The sequence below is a fragment of the Bradyrhizobium sp. genome, from assembly GCF_016462955.1.
In the GTDB taxonomy this organism is placed as follows: Bacteria; Pseudomonadota; Alphaproteobacteria; order Rhizobiales; family Xanthobacteraceae; genus Bradyrhizobium.
The window spans coordinates 2,440-2,649 of record NZ_JAEMSD010000729.1; the positions used below are offsets into that span (position 1 = coordinate 2,440).

The 210-nt window shown below is 63.8% G+C and carries 1 protein-coding gene; it reads right to left on the reverse strand.

Going from position 1 to position 210, the window contains the following annotated elements:
- Positions 1-47 precede the first annotated feature (47 nt).
- On the reverse strand, positions 48-210 hold a 163-nt coding region (locus tag JHD07_RS37510; RefSeq protein ID WP_291631353.1), incomplete at its 5' end, for a cob(I)yrinic acid a,c-diamide adenosyltransferase.

The window sequence follows — 210 nt, forward strand, 5'->3', positions numbered from 1 at the left end:
CGTCCGAGCCGGCCCCCTGGATCATCAGTGCACGTGCCATCGGGATCTCAGAACTCGACGCCGGCCTGCGCCTTGATGCCGGAGCGGAAGGGATGCTTGACCAGCGTCATCTCGGTGACGAGGTCGGCGATCTCGATCAGCTCGTCCTTGGCATTGCGTCCGGTGAGCACGACATGCGTCATCGGCGGCTTCTGCGTAGTCAGGAACTCG